The sequence below is a fragment of the Metabacillus sp. GQ13 genome (assembly GCF_059758525.1).
Genome location: NZ_JCAXET010000015.1, coordinates 41,211 through 61,683 on the forward strand (window position 1 = coordinate 41,211; position 20,473 = coordinate 61,683).

Genomic DNA, 20,473 nt, shown 5'->3' on the forward strand with positions numbered 1-20,473 from the left:
ACACCCAGTACTTAAATAGGTATTATTCGTCTATATTATTCTTCTTCGTTTTAAATTCGTCATATTCTCCCTAAATAATAATCATCTTATTGTACTAAACCACCCCGTTAGCCATCCATGCAGCAGAAATATCGTCGCTACATCACAGAGAATGAAAATGTGTCAACTGTCCATACTGATTCTTAATCCAGTCAATTCAATCCATAGTTCCATTAATTGCGGCCCACTCTATTTTTTAAAACGAATGAGATGGGTTTCTTTGATATTCTCCTTTTTCGGAGTTATAGGAGTTTATTTTCATAGTAGTTCTACAAGTCTCATCGCAGAGTTGACACAAACTGTGAATAAAATATTTAAAGAAAACAGGAGAATCAACAGCCTTTTTTGAATATAATCTTTGAACTAAACTAAGTAGGGAGACGGTGTAGTGAACGATATAGACAAACGAAACAGATTAAGTAAAGAACCATTTACTTTTTCGCTATCTTCACGCATGATTTCTATTTTCGAAAATATTCGGATTTAAGATGCGACTGTGTTTGAGCTACCTTATTCCTTCGTTGTTGATATATATTCGGTATTAATTAATCCTTATATACGAACGCAAAGCCGGTCAACAATTTTCATTGGTTCCTTGCTTATTTCATTCATAAAGGATTTAACTGTGCTCCGTATTTCTTCAACATATGAGAAAAAAACATTTACTTACTTTTTTAACCAGCCCAAAAGTTCTTCAATTTCGGTTAGTCACCTTTCCCCGGTTTCTATGAACTATTCCCACTTAAACACATAACTAGCCAATACAAATCCCCCAACTAACCACCCACCTAGAATAAGAGTTTCTGTACCTAACTCAAGGAATGGAGTACCAATATTCATAGTCTCTCTTAAGGCTGAGCTTAAATGTGCTATTGGCAGGATGTTAACAATAGGCTGAATGAAGTCTGGCATATTGCTTATTGGGAAAAAGACTCCGCCGAGAAATAGCATAGGAAACGTTACAAAGCCTGCGATTGGTCCAGCACTTTCTGGATTTTTGGCAATTCCGGCAATAATAAATCCAAGTGACATAAAAGCAAGTGTTCCAAGCACGATGAAAAAAATTAAAGCAAGCCATGAACCAACAACATCAATTTTAAAGATTAGGTTAGCAATTAAAACAACTAACAAGGCCTGTGATCCATTAAGAAATAGGCGAGCAGTTATTTGGGCTGAGATAAACGTTGATGCTTTTAATCTCGTTCCCTGCATTCTCCGTAATATTCCTCGTTCACGCCAAGCTGAAATTTGGCCTGCGACTCCGTTCATATTGTTACTCATAATCATCATCGCAACGATACCTGGTACTAGAAAATCAATATATCGAATGTTTAATGCCTCTATTCCAATCTTTTCTACTGTCACTACAGGATTATAGTCAACAAGATCTTTACTATATTGATCAATAATACCATTCACAACTGTTAAACCAAGCTCTGAGGACGTAAGATTTTTCTCATTATAGTAAACAGGTAGTGAGAACGGTTGACCTTCATTCCGCAAGTTTTCCTCATAGCCTTTTGGGATTTCGATCAGTAGCTGAATATCACCATTTTCAACAGCTTCTTTACCGATTTCTTGTTTTTTATAATCACTTATTTCGATTCCTTCGTTTTCATAAAATAACTCTTCTAAGTCCTTCGATGCATCTGTTTGATCAGCATCAATTATTCCTATTGTTAGTGCTAGAGAATTCCCACCGCCGATAAATGATCCAAGTGCCAGCATTAATATAATCGGGAAGAGTAAAGTGAAAAATAACACTTGTTTATTTCGAGCGAAAATCCGTAATTGCGCTAAGGTTAACTGCCAATATGCTCTCATGATTCTCTTATACTCCTTCCTGTCATATGTATGAAGACATCCTCTAGTGTTGCTAAGCGGGTTTGAAGATCTTCGATTTTTAGATTGTGTTCTGTAGATATTTGAATAAGTGAAGTTAATGCTAGCTGAAGGTCATCTGTATAAAGCTGTACAAAAGTATCTTTTATTGAAACCTTTTCTACTCCATCCATCTTCATAAACCACTCTTGTTCAGGAGGATTATTCAGATGGAATTCAACAGAACTTGTAGACTGTAACTTTTTCACTAGATTCGCTGGAGTATCAAGAGCAATAAGTTCTCCTTGATCCATAATTCCGATCCGATCACAAAGAACATGCGCTTCATCCATGTAATGAGTCGACAGAAGAATTGTTTTCCCTTGTTCCTTTAACCTGAGAACAATGTCCCATAAGGTTCTTCTTGCTTGTGGATCAAGTCCTGTTGTTGGCTCATCAAGAAACACAATGTTTGGATCATGGATAAGCGCTAAAGCAATAGCTAAACGTTGCTTCTGCCCACCTGATAGACCTTTAATTCTGTCGTTCTGCTTTTCAGTTAAAAGCATATCATTAATTAATTGTTCGATATTAACGTTATTCGGATAAAAACTGGCATATAAATGTAAAATCTCTTTTACCTTTAATAATTCAAATAACGAAGTAGACTGAAGCTGCACGCCAATTACCTCTTTGACTTTATTGACTTCTTTTCGGACATCAAAGCCTGCAAGTGTTGCTGTCCCTTCATCTGGCTTTCTGAGTCCAACAAGCATTTCAATTGTTGTCGTTTTTCCAGCTCCATTTGGTCCAAGCAGGCCAAATATTTCTCCCTTTTTCACTTGAAAACTAACTTCCTTAACCGCAACAAAGGAGCCGTAGTGCTTAACAAGCCCTTTTACATCCACCATCGTTTCCTCAAGCATAAACAAACCTCCCTAATATAAGAATGTTGGTAGCATTTATTTTAAAAAAGAACCTCAAGTAAGAAGATAAAATACGTCTTCTAGAAAGTAAAGAAAGTTTCATAAAAATCACTAAAAAAAGAAACAGCCCTAAAGAGAGCTGTTAGGTTTCCAACTTATTATACGCGTTGGTGGTCTGCTCGCCAATTTTGAACGGCATTCTTAATTTCATCTGGTGAAAGATTCTCTGACAATGTTCGTTCAAGTAATTCTGGGTATTCTTCATCATCTGCAAACCGAAGAGCAATCACTTGCTTTAGAGAAAGCTTATCATCTAATAATTTTCCAGTTGAACGATAATACCTAAAGTTTTCTTCTTCACGAATAATTCGATCTTGAAGATGAAGAGCATAGAATCTTAATTTCACTGCCATCAAAACAATGATGATCGCAATGAGTAAAACGATAGAACCTAATAACCACTCATTGCCAACGTTTTGAATAAAAAAAACAATTGATAAGATAAGGATTCCCAGAGCAATAAGTGTGATACCTACATGAAATAATGGATCTAATTTTTTATGATTTTGATAGTTTTGTTGTTCGATGATCATAGCCTCCTATTTTAATCGTTTACTAACAAGCCTGTATAAACCCAATTGCAACACAAAGAGTTAACAACATAAATGAGCACACCGAGTATTTTATTCTTAAGCTTACGACTTTATGAGTAATTATACTTGTTTTTTTAACAACGGAATTTTCTCAAGGACACATTTCATCATAAAAAGGACGTCACCTAACTAATTAATCTAGGAATCCCAGATAAACTTATATCGAAACGACAATGAATGATGGTCATGCTCTAAAAAAAAGTAGGTAAGTATGAATTTTCTCACATTTTGCTAATATACTCGCATTCTTTATTAATTTCTTTGATTTTAATTGTAACATGAATAGGATGAAGATTATAAACAGTCTGAGAACTCAGGGGAACCTAAGTGTAATGGGCCATGTTTTATATAAGGAAACGTAAAGTGCAACCGATCTCGCTTGACAATTAATCCATTTTGGAGGATCCAATATCTGTAAAGGCATCGTAATGATTACATTATATCTCCCCTTCATTGCCTAATATGCCCCTTATTGATTGATAATGAGATATTAGGAGAGAGGGAATTTGAAGGTTCTAGATGTGAATGATATCAATACAAAAGGAAAGGAGATACTAGAACAGCACGAATGCGTGATGTATTGGAGTAACTTATTGAAAAGTTATCAATTGTGGGAACAATTAGTTGAGTATAAAGCTCAAAATAAAAATCGAATAATTCGAAGTTGGCGTATTACGATGTTATATAAATGAATTGAATTTTAGATAGATAGTCTATATCAAAGTGGATTATGTGTAGATAAGCAAAAAGCACAAGCATACGGTATGCATTGTGCAAAATAGTGGACGACAATAGTTTAATAAAGATATTGGATTGTGATCTGAGAATATTACTAGATCACTTCCACTTTCTATCAAATTTAAAAACTTCTTGTATATAACCAAATACAGATACAGGAGACATAACCATTTGATAACCAAGAATGAACAGAAAAAAACCAATAATATTCTTACGTATTTTAATCCGTAAAGGTTTAAATACAAAATTTCTTTGATAGAAATAAAGAATACTATAACTAATAAGTGTTAAGGGCAAAACAAGCAATGTTATTGGACCTACAATCCAATAGTGTCCAAAAAACGCCAACACTAGTCCAGGAATCCAACAAAGTGTGTAGGTTATATCTAAATAAGGCATGACTAAATTGACACCAGTTAAATATTTCACATATATTTGAGGCTGTTTCCAAGGCTTTATTTCTTTTAATCCTTCTATCATTCCCCTGGCCCACCTTGCTCGTTGTCGTACCAAATGTTTAAATGTGCTAGGAACTTCGGTAAACGAAACAGCCAATGGTTCAAAGTAAACTTTCCATTCTCTTTGTAGTAAACGCCAAGTTAATACTATATCTTCACCTATAGCATCCGGCCAACCACCAACTGCTCTAATACATTCTGTCTTATACAGACTGTAAGCACCTTGGGCTACTAATGTTCCTTGATATAGGCCTTGAAGTCTTTTAATAGAAGCGATACCTAAAAAATAATCCCATTCTTGAATTTTAGTCCACATATTCTCTCTACTGTTCTTTGTTAGAACACAACCAGCAACTGCACAAACTTCGTCAGGACTAGATTTCATTCTAGCTACAAGATAACGGATAGATGAAGGATGAAGTAACGTATCTGCATCTATGGTGATAACATATGGAGTTGAAACAACTTCTAATGCATGATTTAAAGCATGGAACTTGCCTGGGTTATCTTCATGGAGCAGATTAATTTCAATTTTTAATTGTTTTTTTGCCTTTAAAATTTCTCTAACAGTTTGATCATTGGAACAATTATTTATTACAAATACCTTGATTTCACCTAGATAGTCTTGACTTTCTATATACTGTAGCGTTTGAAAGATTTTTCTTTCTTCATTATGTGCAGCGATAAGGACTGTGATCTCTTCATTCGGAAATTCAGTTTTAAAGGGAGGTTGCCTATCTAAGATAAGGCTGCATATTAAAAAAGCATTCAAGTATCCAGGGATGTATGATATACCTCCAATTATAAGTAAAGCAATTGGGAATGATACGATATGGGCTAAATCCATTAACCAGGGAAGTGCAAGGTAAATAGAAAAGCAAAACCAAAGAAAAGCAAAACAGTGACTTATCCAAAACTTCCCTTTTATCGTAATGTATAGATTTTTCCTAGCGAATTTAAATTCTGAATTAATGGGTTTTAATATAGGCTTCATATTCGTGAACCTTTCTTAATATAAAGTTACAGGAGATAGTAGCAAGGTTATTTAGACACAGAAGATAACTGATTAAAATAGCACATCTATTAAAAATTTTAATATTTAATATCCTTGACAGAACAAGATCTTAAGTACAAAAACATCTATCTGCATTAACAATTTAAATCAAAAGTACTAATACTTTATGATTATATCCACAGTTATCCCAAGTTGCAATTGGTTTTTGAAACAATTTACATTTTTTAAGTCGAATTAATTGCAATTGATAAAAATTCAGAAAATGTCACAAATAGAGTTATTTACAAGAAACGAATAAGGTTGAACATCAACTTCCATTAGAGATTCTAACAGATGTAGATAAAAGCATCGGTGATTGACTTGCGTGTGGAGGAGGGTAATGAAGACGATCCTTATATTGAGCAACAACTTAGGGTTGCAAAGCGATTGATAAAATAAAAAAAAACAGGCGGCAACCTGACTTTTAATTCTTTTTAATCCTTATTCAATGCCACTGCTGCATGAATAAGTGAGGTGAACAATTCTGGTTTAATATCTTCCATTTTTATAATTCTAATATGCCTCATTGTTTTCCCTGTACCTTGTAATAAATGGTTACTATCTTGAAGTTCATTCCCTTTATGAAAACCAAGATTGACATGTTTTTTTGCAGTTTGCAGATAACATACTAATCCTTTGTACGAATAGTTAGGCATAGACCATTTAAACTCTTCTATAAGTTCTGGAGAAGAATTAAGAATAAGCTTTCTTAAAGAATGTGTAATCTCTTGAATATCATTTGGCAAATCCATAATTATCTGATCAACCTCTTTAATTGTTCTTCCTTTATTATCCATAAAATATCTCCTTTAACATAGTTAAGTAGTTATTATCTTTAATCCTTAATTAATCATGCAGTTACTATTTACGGACTTGGCGTCATATATTGTTCAGTCTTTATAAATTAATCATTGATATCCCTTGTAGTGAATTCCATACAAAGAAAGATAAAAATATTTTATGTATCTAGTTAGTTAGAATGACAATCATTCTACAATATTTTTGACAGGTGAATTCTCTTTCAGTCTAAAATCAGATTTATTTGCATTTTCGTATCTTGGATCTAAATAACTGGTGTCCACATTACTTTTTGAAGCACTTTTGAATTCCTGAAAAGAAGTATATTCTTCCTCCATCCATACCCAAATACCAGTTTCCCCTTTTTCTTTATGAAATACATTCCAAAGTAGTTTATTATCTTTATTGCTAGTAAAATAGTTGGCAATAAATAAGCGAGATGGTCCTGCAGTCAAAATATTTCTTTCAATTACATTGTTTTTTGTATCATGCTGGATTAAAAGCTGTCCTCCATCTAGCCCTTTTGTATCATTTCGGTAAAGTATATTTTGCGAGATCGTAGAATTTATTGTACCTCCACGATTTTCATCATATCCACCAATCGATATCCCAGTGTAAAAGTTGTCATAAGTAATATTGTTTATAATGTCAATATTATCAGCATATTTTCCAGCATGCTCTGAGGTTGCTTCAATTCCGATATCGCATTTAAAAATGGTATTCTTTTCAATGGTGATATTTTTTCCACCATCAACGTAAATTCCACCAGCAGAATAATCTTCTCCATAAGCTGGATTACCATAAGAGGATATTTCATAAACCTTATTATTTTTCACTACACCATTTCGCACATAATCAGCTTTTCTATTAGCAGAGGTACCTTCATAACCGATCAGATCAATACCTATATTATCACTGCGCCGAACTAGATTATTTATCACCTTAAAGCCGTCAATATTTCCATTAAGAACAAGTGATTCACTCGAACCTAGCTTTAAATCTTCCACAGTATTATTCAAAATACTAATGTCCTTCATTGGCCCAGTTCCGTATATAGCGATCCCATGACCATTTCCATCTTCTGCATCTGTTTCAATTCGCTGAACATGGTTATTCTCCAATGTAATATGACTGCTAGTTCCTGTCACATAGATTCCCATTACTGTTTCATCTGTTAAATCAGTTGCTAAATCCTGTATCACTATTCCACTAACAGTAAGATGATTTTTATTATTTATTGTAACTAAGGATGTATCCCCTGCAATATCCTTTAAATCCTTTCCACTAAGAACAACCCTTTCCTTTTTGTAAGCTTTAAAAATAATTGGTTTTGATTTTGTTCCGCTATGTTTAACAACAAGCTTTTCATTATAGGTTCCTTTTCGAACAAAGACGGTAGTCCCTGCTTTAGCTTCTGAAGCAGCTTTACTTAGAGTTCGAAATGGTTTTAACTTTGAACCATTATTTTGATCATTTCCATTTATAGCTACGTAAATGGACTTATCCTGTTTGGCATTCGTATGATTTAAAACAAAAACAACCATTATAGAAGCTAAAGCCAAGAGAGTAAAAATATATTTTTTCATTTAATCATTCCTTAATAAAAACAATTCGTACCTTTTAATGGGTTACTCATGTCATCAGTTCTTTTTTAGCATCTTTATTTTCAAATAGTAATTTTCAATAGCCTCCCATTGCGCAACTTCTCGTTTTCTCAGAGCGAAAAGTTTGTTATGATTTATTGTTTCCAAACATAGAGAAGGGTTAGGTTGATTACGAGAATGATTCCAAAGACTCCAGCTACTGTTTTATGCCCTGTCGTGTATAAAACGACTACCGCCGATCCAAAGAAAAATAGTTCTAATAGCAAATGCAACCACCCAGTTGTTGGGAAAGAAGCTTTTGGTGAAACAAACATCCCCCACGCAACTGCTGCTAATAAGGGAGTTCCCACAGATAAAATAATTTTCAACACATAGCCCTTACCTATTTGGAACCCCCAATAACCAAGTGCTGCTAATGCACACAATTCTAATAGAAAACGTAATGCCAGATTAGCCATTTTAATGATCTCCATAAAGCACCCCTTCCCTTTTCTGCATTTTCATTATGATATCCCGGTCCGACTTCATTTTGAAGATGGGTTCGAAATGTCCGATTTCCATGATCCTCAAAGATTCATTCTCCTAGATTATTTAACCATTCCTCTAGCATCAACCTTCCACAAATCAATTATCTGTCCATTTTCATGTACGATATATTCTTCAAATAGATTGACCACGGTACAAGCATGATTTGGTATAATTTGAACCTTGTCATTCAACTTTAAAGGGGATTCCTGTAAAAAAACACCCACTCCATGTTCCTCTGATAAACGGTCTATCCTTACTTCAGAGTGTCCGATGATATGACCAAACCCACTAACTGTTTGATTGCCATGGGCACCTTTGTCTAAGCAAAGAGATTTGCTACCTGTATCAAAAACGATACGGTCTTTATAGATGCCAACTACCGAGGCTAGTAGTGATAGTGCACAGCTTTCTGTGTTTGTCACACCTAGACCTATTTGAATAGCATCAAAGAATACAGCATTACCCGGTCTAATTTCGGTAATTCCAGGTACTTTTCCTGCAATTTTATACGTCGGTGTTGAGCCTATACTTCTAACTTGAATTTGAATTCCAGCTTTCTCACATTCATTTGCACTTTCTACTACTGCCAGGCCTTCTTGGGTACCGATTGACTCGATTTCAGCAAGTGACTTAGCTGCATAAGAATGCCCAGCATGTGTAAAAATCCCACCAAGCTTTAACTTCGAATGAGTCATAACTATCTTTGCTAAGCGAACGACTTCCATACCTGGTTCTACCCCGCATCGATTTAACCCCGAATTTACTTTTATCCATACCTCTAATGAAAAAGGAGTATGTTCCAGTCCTCTTTGTAGATGTGTTAACTGTTCCCCACTATCTACAGATACTTTAAGCTGAACACCTTGTTGTAAAAGCTTTATTAATCTATTCATTTTGTCTGGACTTGAGATTGGATAGGCAATTAATAGATCATTAATCCCTCCAGCAGCCATGACCTCTGCCTCTCCAATTTTAGCAGTCGTAACTCCAACCGCCCCTAACTTTAGCTGTAATTTCGCTATTTTGACAGATTTATGCGTTTTAATATGTGGACGATATGATAGACCCTGTTCTTCGGCGAATGTAGCGATCTCGTTTATATTCTTTAATAGCTTTTGATAATCTAGTAGCAGTGTTGGGGTGTCTAGTGTTTGAAGTCGCGTCATGAATGATCCATCTCCTTTTTACTTAGTCTATTTAAGTTGAATCCTGGCTTGAAAAGCGGAATTGGAGGTTTTGACATTTCCTACTTGTTAGGAAATGTGGTATTCAACGAAAAGTTATTTCAGGACATTGTAGTTCAGTTCAAAATAAACCTTTTAAAGTAAGGGGTAGCGTTAATCCAAGAAGAATTAACGCTATTTTTAGGGTCAGATTAGTTGAGCCTCCTTTAAGTGAAACGCCCATCCTCATTTTTGCTAAATAGCTAAACTAAAATAAAATCCAGAGCCGAATCGTGCTGACCTTTTAACTATTGACCCCAATTAATTCGAGAGAGATTTTTGATTATACCACTTTCTAAGCTGATTGATGTGTGCCTGATGATAGCGATTATGGTCAGCTATATGCCAAAGACCCCATCGGATGGTAGCTTGCTTTTCATTTTCATGACCAAAAGTGACAACCTTATCTAAATCAGCATCTGTTAATTGTATACATGTATCTTTTAACATGGTTAATACACCTTCATAGTTAGACATAAGTGTGTTCAAAGACTGACCGTTGACCATGGGAAGCCTATTAGTTGCATCTAACATGGGACCATATCGCTCATTTAATGAATGGGGAATTGGTTGGCCTTTTATTCTAGAAACCCAATTAAGGTCAACATACGTGATATGTTTAATTAACTGAGCTGTACTATTAAAATTGTTATTTAAACCCTTGTAATCTACTTCTTCTTGCGACATGCCGTCAGTGATAAAGTGTAGTCGTTGGCTATTTTCCTTCACAGTGGAATATAATATCCCCACAATTGGTGACATATTTTCCTCACCATGTAAATCGTAAAACATCCCATCTTTTCCTCCCTCACTACAAACAATATCTTATTAATTATTCTTTGTTCAATTAGCTTTATAAATTACCGAATCACCATTATGTTGTAAAAGGAAAAATAAAAGTTTACTTTTTACTTTTCCATTCAATCGCTCTTCTTTCTAAGTTTTTCACAAAATCATTTTTACCATTACTATACTCTTCAATATTTTTAGGGAACTCATAAGCAAGTCGTTCCTTCAACTTTCCATATTCAATTACGTCTTCTTTATGAGATTTTAGATAATCACGAACTGCAAGATGGCGTTCAATTTCAAAATTATTATCATATTGAAACATATGTATTTGGTGTGTCCTGTTTTCACCACCTTTTCGGAAATATCTTCTGCCTTTAATCCCTAATTCTCCAAGTGGCTCATAACCTATTTCAATCATCTTTTCATTAAAATTGTTAACTTTTTCAATGTCTCTAACAATAGGCATAATATCGATGATGGGCTTTGCTTTTAAATTTGGTACTGCTGTACTACCTATATGATGAATGTCAACGAGTTCATCTATTAATATATCTTTAATTAATATTGCTTCCTTTTCAAATAAGTTAACCCAATTTTTATTATAATCTGTAACAAAAATATTCATTGCTCGATTAACCATTGTAGATTACCTCCTACTATCTCTTAAACCCATATTCTTACAATAGCACCACTCGAATTGCCAAGTCCTGTTGATTAAGCATAAAATACCTCCACGTCAGAAGTTTGTTCAAATTAATTGGTTTACCTTATTTACAAACCTTCACCTTTAGCACAATAACTTCAACATAAATAAGCGTTAATCCTTCTTAGATTAACGCATCCATTACTTAACGAAGCAATTTTACTCCCGTAAGTATGTTTATCTGTTGTACATGTAGTGCATGCCCTAAACCTCTATGGATATACCAATAGGCATGGACAGAGTGCTTGCATTTTTAGAATAAAATTATACAAAGCCTACATGTTTGTAGGCTTTTTTCATATATTTCTTTTAGAGGTGATGAAAAGTGCCAAGAGTAAAATATACAGACAAAGACGTTGATTTAGTGGCAAGGATGATGAGGGCAGAAGCCGAAGGTGAAGGAAAACAGGGAATGTTAATGGTTGGCAATGTAATTGTTAATCGTAATAAAGCAAATTGTTTAGACTTTAAAGATCTAAGAACAATTTCCCAAGTCATTTATCAAGTACAAGGAGGAAATTATTCTTTTGAAGCCGTACAAAAAGGAAATGTTTTTTATAACAGAGCAAGAAGTGTAGAAAAAAGATTAGCCAAACAAACCTTAGACTATTGGAGGGAACATCCTTCCAAGCATGCTCTTTGGTATTTTAATCCTTATGCTGCGTGTCCACCCACATGGTACGATCAACCATTTACAGGACAATATAAACAACATTGTTACTATGAACCGCAGCCTAATACATGCGAAGGTGCTTATAGCTAGAAAATAAGGGGCAGTCCAGAAAGTCGAATTTTCGACTTTTGGATGTCCCATTCATGGTTCAGGACCTTGATATCAACATTCTTGATTATTATATTTATAAAAATTCCCAATTTTCGGGTAACCCGAATTTAGGGGGTACAGACATAAGTCTCGACCTTTTTCTTTACTTTACTCCACGGTTTGTTATACGATTTTTTCCGCTTTGCCTTTTCGTCATTATTCTAAAGCACAAACCAGTCCTCTTTTAAGAATCAATAAACATCTCCTGTATTTTTTGGGGGATGTTTTTTCTAGCGGCTATTTATTCTGTTGTTCATACTCAATTTTTTTAAACGATCGATAGCCAAACCACATAATATTTAAACTAAATAAACTAACGCAAAGTAATGGAATAAGCCCAGAAAAGTACCAGTATAAACAAAACAATATGACACTGCCAAGAATCATCATGATCGTTGATGATAGCTGTGAGACACCGATGAGTAAAGCATATTTTAGGTATTTAGAAAAGGAAATATCAAAATGAACATAAACAGGAAAGAAATTTAAAAGGGTAATAAAATACAACAAACCTAAACAAAAAATCACCACAAGAAGGATTTGAAATAAGAGATGTGAAGATGTCTTTAAAAAAATGAGATCCATCCGCAGTATATAGCCAACCACCAAAAAGATAATCCCAAACATATTGGCTTTTAAAAATTCTTTGCGATAGCTATTCCAAAAAATTTTTAAAGCCGGTACTGTCTCATCCCCCATAATCCATTGACGTAAAAGCGTAAATAAACTGACCGTAGCTGGCATAATGCCAAAAATCCCTAGTCCTAAAAGGGTGAAAAGTATCCATAGCAAATTGGCATAGACTAGTCTTATTACCCACTCTCCCGCTTGATAAATAACTTTCATTAGTCCATTTAATTGCATGAATATCCCACCCTTTTACTTTTTAATTAGCCTTTCACTGCACCAATCGCAACACTTCCAATAATTTTCTTGGAAAAAATAGCAAAGACAATGATGATTGGCAATACAGAAAGTGCCACCCCTAAATATTGAACACCGTAATTAGTACCGTAATAACCTTGAAGCATTTGAACTAATAATGGAAGTGGATATTTTTCATTTGTAAAGAGCAAAACTAAAGGACCCATAAAGTTATTCCAAGATCCGATGAAAGTAAAAATACCTAAAGCCGCAAGCGCAGGTGTAAGCATCGGAAGGATAATTCGATTAAACGTCTTGAATTCTCCTGCACCATCTACCCTTGCAGACTCAATAATTTCATCAGGGATCGTTCCATCAATAAATTGCTTCACAAAGAAAACGGCAAATGCACTAGCTGCTGCCGGCAAGATAAGTGCAGCATACGTATCCAACAAATTTAAAATATACATAATCCGGAAGGTTCCAACCATTCCTAGTTGTTGTGGTACCATCATGGTCGCTAAGACAAATACAAACAGTACTTTTTTCCCTTTAAATTTATATTTTGCAAATCCATAGGCATTTAGCGCACCAAAGTAAAGTGTAAGTGCTGTAGAACAACTGGAAATGATTAAACTGTTTAAAAACCCACGCCATATATTTACATTTTCATTCATAGATTGGTAATTTTCGATAAGCGCATGACCAGGAAGGAAGATAAATTTTGAAGCAATATCAGCATTTGTATGTGTCCCATAGATAATCATAATATAGAATGGAATCATACAAATGATCGCCAAGCATATTAGAAAAACATGAATAAGAACATGGCTTAGTTTTATCCTTCGAATTTTCAGTACTGAGCTCCCAGTTGCTGTTTGAACGACAGTATTTCTCGACATCATTCAAGCCCCCTTAAATATTTTCAGTCTTTGTACTTCGTCTCATAATCGTAAAGGAAAGAATCGAAAAAATAACAATAACGATGAATAACCCAAATGCTATCGCAGAGCCATACCCATACTGATACCGGGTAAAGGCAGTCTCATATAAATACATTACACTAGTTAATGTCGCATTATTTGGATTACCGGAACCATTTGTTAAGGTATAGGGCTGGTCAAATATTTGCATACCTCCAATAATTGAAGTGATCACTTGGAAGATAATGATTGGTCTTAATAATGGAAGCGTGATGTGAATAAAAACCTTTATTTTGGAAGCGCCATCAATTTCTGCAGCTTCTAATACATCTCTTGAAATCCCTTGAAGGCCAGCAATATATATGATCATTGAATACCCAAAATATTGCCAGAAAAGAATGGATGATACTAATATTCTCATAAAGTTTGGTTTATCAGCCCAATTTATAGGATCTTGAATAAACCCGAGAGTCATTAAAAATTGATTAAAGCTGCCTGTCTGCCAACTAAAAATTAAAGCAACTAAAAGTCCCAATGATGCAGCTGTTACAATGTTTGGGAAGAAAAATACCGCTCTAAAAAGACTTTTCCCCTTGACAAATTTTTCATGTAAAATGACAGCAAGTATAAGACTAACCGTTAACTGGGGTATAACGGAAACTCCCCATATGAATAAAGTATTAAATAACGATTTATAAAAGTAAAAGTCTCCAATGAGTCTCTGATAATTCTCAAGACCGATAAGCGTTGGAGTGCCAAATCCATCCCAATTAGTGAAACTTAAATAGAAAGAGTACAGAATTGGATATAATCCGAAAATCATGAAAATGATAAAAAACGGTGCAATAAACACATATCCATAATGGTCTTTTCGAAAAGATTTTGAAAACATATACATTCCCCCTTTACATCAGTCTCATTAACTGACCTGCTTCATGGTTTAAATAGGCTCTTTTCTAGAAAGAGCACGAAGATAGGTTAAACACGTAAAGAAGTGCTTATTAGGAAAAACAACATGCTTTGCGAAAGCGGCCTTTAATTAACATCTATCTCAGGAAAATTATGACCAACCTCTGTTTTGAATGATTCTAGCATTTCTTCCTTCGTTTTTAACCTGCCATTTAAAAAGTCATTCACTTTCTCACTCCATAACTTATTAATATCATTATCATATTTCGTTTGTGGCGCTGAAGGTACTTGCTCTCCTGCTTCAACAAAAAATTCAAAGTACTTCTGACCACCTAAGAATTCAGATGTCATTTTTGGTGCCAATTCGGAATCAATTTCTTTATTACTTAGAAAATATTGTTGGCTTTCCGCTAATTCCTTTGAAAATTCCAAGTCAGTGGTATAAAACTCCATAAATTCCCATGCAAGATCTTTATTTTTACTTTTGTTATACATCGCTAAATAAGTACCACCACTACTGAAAGGTTTCGGTCCATGTGCCAGTCCCCATTTCCCAGATGTTTCTGGTGCATTTTTTTCAAAAATATATGGTAATCCCCAAGTCGGTTCGGCATAAAACATCACCGATCCTTGTTGCATTGAAGCAGTCCATGCTGGCCCCCATACTTCATATTTAGCTTCAACATTCTCGTCTCTAGCTTCTTTGACCAAATCCAATTCATTGTTCCGGACAGAATCAATCACTAACTTTCCATCAACAACCCATGGTTCATGAATATTTGAGCTTTCCACAATATCAATATCACTCCAACTTGATAATGCATGAACCTCTCCGTTACTTTCTTCAAAAACTCTTTTTCCAATTTCCATCATTTTATCCCAACTAGAGATCATTTCACTTACTTCTTCGGGATCATCAGTCCCTAAATACTTTTGCGTTAGATCACGTCGGTAATAAAAGGCACCCGGTGTCCCTTGATATCCCAGCCCCTTTACCATTCCTTCCTCGTCTTTTTCAATATCTTGGATATATGAAAATTGTTTATCAAGTATTTCCTCAGCATTGTAAGGATCTTGTGATAAATTCTCTAAGCGTGGTATTTCCTTTATTTGTGGCCAATAGGTATTTTCTACAAAAAACACATCAGGAACATTTTTCTCAACTTGTAAAACTGAAATGAGCTTCTGCACGTAATTATCATTTGTAATAAATAGTAAATTAACGTCAACATCAGGATTTCTTTCTTTGAATTTTTCAACTGCATACTTAGCTTCATCGGTAAACGTCCAAATAGTAAGTTCCTTCTTATTTTCATTTGATGTTGAAGAACAGCCAGAAAGAATAAGAACCGGAATTAAACATACAATCATCCAGAGAAACAAAACCTTTTTCCTCATTTTTACACCACCTCTTGAAATTTTCCAAATAAAAACGCTTACATTTTCCTGTGAGGATTTGTCCTACAATTACCATTATTAATTGCTGAATGAAAATATATAGTGAAAATTTATTTATTAAAATACTATTCTTCCATTCGATTTCATAGAACTCCTTTATGACTTATGGTGCCTGTCACGCTCAGAAGATTACTAGATTCCGCCGAAATATTGATAGTTTCTGTGTGTAGAGTGACTACTTTCTGTTTTGAAAAAAGCCCTATCATTTAAGGTATAAGCAACTAATTTTTTACTACCTCTTGATTAGAAACCCTTATACTATTTCGATTCTAACTTTTTCATACTTTCGATTAGAGAGTACGTACCAACATATGAGTATTGGTAATTATGAATAATAAGAGGCTGTACATATGTCAGCCTCTTATTGGTTTGGATAATTATGCTCTTTTTCTTCTATTAAACAAAATGAAGCCTGCACCAACTACTAGTAAAATGGCACCTAACCCTAACATATTAAATGCATTGGTTGCTGTATCAGGTAAGGTATTTCCTGCTCCATCTACTTGTGGTACCTCATTATCAACTGGTTTAGCTACAACTGTTTCTTTGTCAATTGGTTTTGGTGTTGTTGGTTCTGGATCTGTTGGTTCAATTGGTTCTGGTGTTGTCGGTTCTGGATCTGTTGGTTCAGGGTCTGCCGGCTCTATTGAATCAACTAGAGTCAGAACCCCGAACACAGATGTGTCCTGATATCCAGCACCAGTCATGTCGTTCCATGTGGCAGCGCTTTGACGGGCACCTTCTTGACCATCATTGATCTGTACGTCAAAACCAATTTTCGTGTTGTTTTCCGGTGTGATCGTTGTTAACGGGATCTTCACTTCAATTGTATAGTTAGTTCCGGAAACCTTGGTTGCCGATTCGAAACCATCTGCAATACTTTCAGGGTTGAATGAAGTCTCATTGTCAAAGTTTACTCGATATTGTCCATCTCCATCTTCATATGAGGATGTCTTTGCATTATTCTCGTCCACGAAAACTTCTACCGAATCCTGCTCATATGCATTTATGCTTGATTTATCAAGCTGAGAATCGCTAACTTGAGTCAAAATATACAGGTTTTCATTATCCCAAAGGACTTTTGATACCCCGCTTGCTCCTTGCCAAGCCATTTGAAATCGATTAATCAGTAGTTCCGGTGCTTTGTTCCAAACATCATCTATCGCTCCATCGATCGAAGGTGTGCCAAACATAGCTGTTGCATGATTAGCTTCTTTCTCCTGAGGATCATAATCTGCAATAAATTTATCTGGATCGACCACCGCGTAGTATGCTGGTTTCGCTTGCAAGTCTTTATCGAATAACAATGGACTTTGGGCAGCCCTCCAGCTCGTCGCGTCATTCAATCCCCAGATTGTCACACGTGCGATGTCTTCCGCATGTTCTTTGTAGATTTTAAACAATTGTGCGTATAAATAAGCTTGCTCATTTGCTTGCTGTTCAGTAAGCTCATTGTCACTTCCAGCTGTAATATCAAGCTCAGTCACACTTACTTCATTCGTCACAGAGGCAAACTTCTCTAATGAAGTTCTTACATTATCTGGATTCGTATTTAAATTGTAATGTCCTTGCATACCAATACCATCAATCAGAAGTTCCCCAGCATTCTCTGCTGCATACTTCTCATTGATTTCTTTGACCATCTGGTAAATGGCTTCTGCTTTGTTCTGATTATCATCGTTGTAATCATTGTAATAAAGCTTAACATCCTTACCGTCAAGTGCTTCTTTTGCTGCTAAGAAGGCATGTTCTACGTAATCTGGTCCAATGGCTTTGTACCAACCGGACTGACGTAAAGCGCCTTTCCAATCTGTTGGGTTTGATGGATTATCGTTCATCGCTTCGTTGACTACGTCCCAAGAAATCACTTTATCACCAAAGTGTTGGACTACTGTTTTGACATGTGTTCTCAAATTTCCTAGTGCTTCCTCTCGACTCAAAGGCTCATCGTTTTCATCCGTATGCAGTGATTCCTCAGACTGCTGGTGCCAAACGAGTACGTGCCCAACCATCTCCAGTCCTGATTCTGATACTTGATTAACTAACGCATCTTCCGCAGTAAAATCAAATTGTTTGTCATCGTTATATGCATAACCTGGTTTCATTGCATTCTCTGCTGTGACAACATTGTGATGCATTGTAAGAAGATCAAGTCGATTACCTGCGAATTCATTAGCTGAGACAACGTTTCCAATTAAGAAATCGTCTTTATAAACATCTTTTATCGGTGTTAAATCCTTCTCAATTTCAACAGTTCCTGACTCAGTACGCTCAAAGCTAATATCATCAATATAGAAAGCAGCCGTAGCATTATTTGAGCTTTCCACATAAATGCTCACAAATCCATCGCCTGTACTGCTATAACGGTAAGTACCTTCGAACTGTACCCAACCATCCTCAGTACTAATTGTTTTTCCTTGAAGGTTATTATAGCTTGCACCGTCACCTTCACCAACCTGTGTAGATAGCTGAAGTTGTGAGCTATCCGGTGAATTCAACTTGACCCATGCTGAAATTTTATATTCATGACCCGTTTCAATAAATTCCTCTACACGTAATGATGGACCATTCCATGCGATTTGTCTGTCCTCAACTTTCAATGCATATGAACCATCATCAGTATGATTCTCTTCATCAGTTACAGTCAGTGTTTCCGTATCGCCTCTAGGCTCAAAGCCGGCTAATTCTTGATCCTCAAAATTAATTGTTGTGAATTCTTTAGCTGGTGGTCCTTGTTCCTCTGGCTCTTCTTCGTTACCTCCAGATGATGCTTCCTCAGTGATCAAGATATCCCCGATGTAGAATGGAACCTCTTTCCCTGCTTCGTTAGATTGAATGCGTAGGGCTGAATCTTCTTCGTTATTAACGGTATACTGACCCGTTAAAGTAAAAGCTTGTCCTGCCACATAATCTGCAGCTACATACAAGCCACTATAGCTGTCTACATTCTGAAGTAAAGCTTGTGCACCTACTGGAACACTCGCACTATCATTCACATAACCTGCGACTGTAATCGTATAGGTGTTGCCATTTTCCATGCCGAGATCACTGAATTTGATATCAACGCCATCGTAACCGTTCGTTCTACCGCTTACATGGATAGCTTTTCCCTCCTCATTCCCATCAAAAACGACATCTGAAACAGGTACTAATTGTGAGTTACCTGCATTCTTTGCAACACCTAAGCCACTATTAAAGGTTTCGTGATAAACTACTTCTAACTCTGTTTGGTCTCCTGGTTCAGGTTCTAGAGATGGTGCTGGTCCACCAATCATTTTCGCAATATCCACTAGATCTTGTTCTACTATATAGTGGCGCCCCATAAGATAATCGCCTTCATTAGGGTAACCAACTTTAAATGCATACCTAATGCCATGTTCTTGGTTCACTTCTTGTGTAATATCACTGTAGCTACCATAAGGGTATGCCATCAGAACTGGGTCTTTACCTGTGATACCTTTTAAATATTCATTTGCTTGCGAAATTTGTTCCTCAGCTTGTTCTTTCGTTATTTCACTTCTCTTACTACCATCACTTCCCCAAATAGCAGCGTCGTGATTTTTGGTGTGATTCTCTAGACTAAGATTTGGTTCATCCGCCAGAGTTTTCAATTGTTCTTCTGACATTCTGGTGCCGTCGCCTATCCAGTCACTGACAATAAATAAAACGGCTTTCATGTTATATTCGTTCAATACTGGAAGAGCATTGGTAATGAAGTCAGGAGTACCATCATCAAAGGTTATTAGAATCGGATTTTCAGGAGCCGTTTCTTTTCCTTCCATGATGTTCACGTAATCTTCTGCAGTCAAAGTATTGTAACCATTGTCATCAAGATACTCCATAGTCTGCTCAAACTTTTCAACGCTGGTATCCGTCCATTCATTGGAAGGATTATCGACAATTCGATGATACAGTAGAACTGGAATATCATCGCTCACCGCCGCTTCCGCAACCGGTGTTACCGAGCTAACTGGGACCACCAAAATTGCGACAAGAATGAATGAAAATAATCTTTTAAAACTCCTATTCATTTGCTGTATTCCCCCATAAAAAATAGTTAATATAACTAGTAAAACGCTTACATAAAATAAAAATAGGAACCGTACCCTTCTCTATTATGTTACCTTGTTATCTAAAAGCATTTAACCCTAAAAACTAT

At 35.6% G+C, this 20,473-nt stretch carries 18 protein-coding genes; 3 read left to right on the forward strand and 15 right to left on the reverse strand.

Annotated elements, in window-relative coordinates; translation table 11 throughout:
• Positions 1-771: 771 nt before the first annotated feature.
• The 3 genes from AC6CHR_RS18165 to AC6CHR_RS18175 all read right to left on the reverse strand — a co-directional run bounded on the left by AC6CHR_RS18165 (position 772) and on the right by AC6CHR_RS18175 (position 3,379).
• Complete coding sequence (locus AC6CHR_RS18165; RefSeq protein ID WP_498250424.1) at positions 772-1,863, reverse strand: ABC transporter permease; 1,092 nt, start codon at positions 1,861-1,863, stop codon at positions 772-774.
• Positions 1,860-2,786: an ABC transporter ATP-binding protein gene (locus tag AC6CHR_RS18170; protein ID WP_498250425.1), complete on the reverse strand. Its 927-nt coding sequence runs from the start codon at positions 2,784-2,786 to the stop codon at positions 1,860-1,862. Before AC6CHR_RS18170 ends, AC6CHR_RS18165 begins: the two co-directional genes overlap by 4 nt.
• A gap of 158 nt (positions 2,787-2,944) precedes the next feature.
• On the reverse strand, positions 2,945-3,379 hold the full coding sequence (locus AC6CHR_RS18175) for a DUF6526 family protein (protein ID WP_498250426.1): 435 nt from the start codon (positions 3,377-3,379) through the stop codon (positions 2,945-2,947).
• A gap of 566 nt (positions 3,380-3,945) precedes the next feature.
• On the opposite strand from AC6CHR_RS18175, the gene AC6CHR_RS18180 reads away from it, so the two are divergent.
• Positions 3,946-4,131, forward strand: coding sequence for a hypothetical protein (locus AC6CHR_RS18180; protein WP_498250427.1), 186 nt, complete (start codon positions 3,946-3,948; stop codon positions 4,129-4,131).
• A gap of 145 nt (positions 4,132-4,276) precedes the next feature.
• Here AC6CHR_RS18180 and AC6CHR_RS18185 read toward each other — a convergent pair whose 3' ends face one another.
• Positions 4,277-5,629: a glycosyltransferase family 2 protein gene (locus AC6CHR_RS18185; RefSeq protein WP_498250428.1), complete on the reverse strand. Its 1,353-nt coding sequence runs from the start codon at positions 5,627-5,629 to the stop codon at positions 4,277-4,279.
• 387 nt (positions 5,630-6,016) lie between these two features.
• Between AC6CHR_RS18185 and AC6CHR_RS18190 the strand changes: the two genes are divergently transcribed.
• A complete protein-coding gene (locus AC6CHR_RS18190; RefSeq protein ID WP_498250498.1) occupies positions 6,017-6,088 on the forward strand; it encodes a DUF6877 family protein in 72 nt (23 codons plus the stop codon).
• A gap of 35 nt (positions 6,089-6,123) precedes the next feature.
• Here the strand turns inward: AC6CHR_RS18190 and AC6CHR_RS18195 are convergent, their stop codons facing one another.
• From AC6CHR_RS18195 to AC6CHR_RS18220, 6 genes are all read right to left on the reverse strand, one after another.
• Positions 6,124-6,486, reverse strand: coding sequence for a DUF1801 domain-containing protein (locus tag AC6CHR_RS18195; RefSeq protein ID WP_498250429.1), 363 nt, complete (start codon positions 6,484-6,486; stop codon positions 6,124-6,126).
• Positions 6,487-6,675: 189 nt separating this feature from the next.
• On the reverse strand, positions 6,676-8,073 hold the full coding sequence (locus AC6CHR_RS18200; RefSeq protein ID WP_498250430.1) for a right-handed parallel beta-helix repeat-containing protein: 1,398 nt from the start codon (positions 8,071-8,073) through the stop codon (positions 6,676-6,678).
• A gap of 152 nt (positions 8,074-8,225) precedes the next feature.
• A complete protein-coding gene (locus AC6CHR_RS18205; protein ID WP_498250431.1) occupies positions 8,226-8,564 on the reverse strand; it encodes a YrdB family protein in 339 nt (112 codons plus the stop codon).
• A gap of 114 nt (positions 8,565-8,678) precedes the next feature.
• Positions 8,679-9,785 carry a D-TA family PLP-dependent enzyme gene (locus AC6CHR_RS18210; RefSeq protein ID WP_498250432.1) on the reverse strand — a complete coding sequence of 369 codons (1,107 nt, stop codon included), beginning with the start codon at positions 9,783-9,785 and terminating at the stop codon, positions 8,679-8,681.
• A gap of 318 nt (positions 9,786-10,103) precedes the next feature.
• Positions 10,104-10,634: a DinB family protein gene (locus tag AC6CHR_RS18215; protein ID WP_498250433.1), complete on the reverse strand. Its 531-nt coding sequence runs from the start codon at positions 10,632-10,634 to the stop codon at positions 10,104-10,106.
• A gap of 109 nt (positions 10,635-10,743) precedes the next feature.
• Positions 10,744-11,274: a GrpB family protein gene (locus AC6CHR_RS18220; RefSeq protein ID WP_498250434.1), complete on the reverse strand. Its 531-nt coding sequence runs from the start codon at positions 11,272-11,274 to the stop codon at positions 10,744-10,746.
• 388 nt (positions 11,275-11,662) lie between these two features.
• On the opposite strand from AC6CHR_RS18220, the gene AC6CHR_RS18225 reads away from it, so the two are divergent.
• Positions 11,663-12,100, forward strand: coding sequence for a cell wall hydrolase (locus AC6CHR_RS18225; protein ID WP_498250435.1), 438 nt, complete (start codon positions 11,663-11,665; stop codon positions 12,098-12,100).
• A gap of 297 nt (positions 12,101-12,397) precedes the next feature.
• On the opposite strand, the gene AC6CHR_RS18230 is transcribed toward AC6CHR_RS18225, so the two are convergent.
• The 5 genes from AC6CHR_RS18230 to AC6CHR_RS18250 form a co-directional block, all read right to left on the reverse strand.
• Complete coding sequence (locus AC6CHR_RS18230) at positions 12,398-13,024, reverse strand: YesL family protein (RefSeq protein WP_498250436.1); 627 nt, start codon at positions 13,022-13,024, stop codon at positions 12,398-12,400.
• A gap of 26 nt (positions 13,025-13,050) precedes the next feature.
• Positions 13,051-13,926, reverse strand: coding sequence for a carbohydrate ABC transporter permease (locus tag AC6CHR_RS18235; protein WP_498250437.1), 876 nt, complete (start codon positions 13,924-13,926; stop codon positions 13,051-13,053).
• Positions 13,927-13,939: 13 nt separating this feature from the next.
• Positions 13,940-14,839, reverse strand: coding sequence for a carbohydrate ABC transporter permease (locus AC6CHR_RS18240; protein ID WP_498250438.1), 900 nt, complete (start codon positions 14,837-14,839; stop codon positions 13,940-13,942).
• A 143-nt stretch (positions 14,840-14,982) separates the two neighbouring features.
• Positions 14,983-16,254, reverse strand: coding sequence for an ABC transporter substrate-binding protein (locus tag AC6CHR_RS18245; protein ID WP_498250439.1), 1,272 nt, complete (start codon positions 16,252-16,254; stop codon positions 14,983-14,985).
• Between the two features lie 437 nt (positions 16,255-16,691).
• Positions 16,692-20,345: an endo-1,4-beta-xylanase gene (locus AC6CHR_RS18250; protein ID WP_498250440.1), complete on the reverse strand. Its 3,654-nt coding sequence runs from the start codon at positions 20,343-20,345 to the stop codon at positions 16,692-16,694.
• Between the last annotated feature and the right edge of the window lie 128 nt (positions 20,346-20,473).

Coding starts and splice junctions, on each gene's coding strand:
- AC6CHR_RS18185 (WP_498250428.1), bottom strand. CDS start 5,629: ATGAAGCCTATATTAAAACCCATTAATTCAGAATTTAAATTCGCTAGG.
- AC6CHR_RS18245 (WP_498250439.1), bottom strand. CDS start 16,254: ATGAGGAAAAAGGTTTTGTTTCTCTGGATGATTGTATGTTTAATTCCG.
- AC6CHR_RS18205 (WP_498250431.1), bottom strand. CDS start 8,564: ATGGAGATCATTAAAATGGCTAATCTGGCATTACGTTTTCTATTAGAA.
- AC6CHR_RS18195 (WP_498250429.1), bottom strand. CDS start 6,486: ATGGATAATAAAGGAAGAACAATTAAAGAGGTTGATCAGATAATTATG.
- AC6CHR_RS18235 (WP_498250437.1), bottom strand. CDS start 13,926: ATGTCGAGAAATACTGTCGTTCAAACAGCAACTGGGAGCTCAGTACTG.
- AC6CHR_RS18215 (WP_498250433.1), bottom strand. CDS start 10,634: ATGTTTTACGATTTACATGGTGAGGAAAATATGTCACCAATTGTGGGG.
- AC6CHR_RS18210 (WP_498250432.1), bottom strand. CDS start 9,785: ATGACGCGACTTCAAACACTAGACACCCCAACACTGCTACTAGATTAT.
- AC6CHR_RS18170 (WP_498250425.1), bottom strand. CDS start 2,786: ATGCTTGAGGAAACGATGGTGGATGTAAAAGGGCTTGTTAAGCACTAC.
- AC6CHR_RS18175 (WP_498250426.1), bottom strand. CDS start 3,379: ATGATCATCGAACAACAAAACTATCAAAATCATAAAAAATTAGATCCA.
- AC6CHR_RS18165 (WP_498250424.1), bottom strand. CDS start 1,863: ATGAGAGCATATTGGCAGTTAACCTTAGCGCAATTACGGATTTTCGCT.
- AC6CHR_RS18220 (WP_498250434.1), bottom strand. CDS start 11,274: ATGGTTAATCGAGCAATGAATATTTTTGTTACAGATTATAATAAAAAT.
- AC6CHR_RS18230 (WP_498250436.1), bottom strand. CDS start 13,024: ATGCAATTAAATGGACTAATGAAAGTTATTTATCAAGCGGGAGAGTGG.
- AC6CHR_RS18240 (WP_498250438.1), bottom strand. CDS start 14,839: ATGTTTTCAAAATCTTTTCGAAAAGACCATTATGGATATGTGTTTATT.
- AC6CHR_RS18250 (WP_498250440.1), bottom strand. CDS start 20,345: ATGAATAGGAGTTTTAAAAGATTATTTTCATTCATTCTTGTCGCAATT.
- AC6CHR_RS18200 (WP_498250430.1), bottom strand. CDS start 8,073: ATGAAAAAATATATTTTTACTCTCTTGGCTTTAGCTTCTATAATGGTT.